Raw genomic sequence first — 315 nt, 5'->3', positions numbered from 1 at the left:
GCCTACGGGTGGCAGCAGTGGGGAATATTGGACAATGGGCGCAAGCCTGATCCAGCCACGCCGCGTGAGTGATGAAGGCCTTCGGGTCGTAAAGCTCTGTGGGGAGGGACGAACCGCCGTTGGTGCATAGCCAACGGCATGACGGTACCTCCTTAGCAAGCACCGGCTAACTTCGTGCCAGCAGCCGCGGTAATACGAAGGGTGCAAACGTTGCTCGGAATTATTGGGCGTAAAGCGCACGTAGGCGGCTTAGCAAGTCGGATGTGAAATCCCTCGGCTCAACCTGGGAACTGCGTCGGATACTGGGTGGCTTGA

Annotated in this window: 1 rRNA gene; it reads left to right on the top strand. The window is 58.7% G+C overall.

Annotated features, from left to right (window positions below):
• Positions 1 to 315: ribosomal RNA gene (locus ACTHSL_RS13335) — 16S ribosomal RNA — on the top strand; the annotation flags it as partial.

The organism is Neisseria sp. P0008.S010 (assembly GCF_051962715.1).
In the GTDB taxonomy this organism is placed as follows: Bacteria; Pseudomonadota; Gammaproteobacteria; order Burkholderiales; family Neisseriaceae; genus Neisseria; species Neisseria elongata.
The sequence above is the reverse complement of the archived record's forward strand: the minus strand, read 5'-3'. Positions and strand labels throughout refer to the sequence as shown.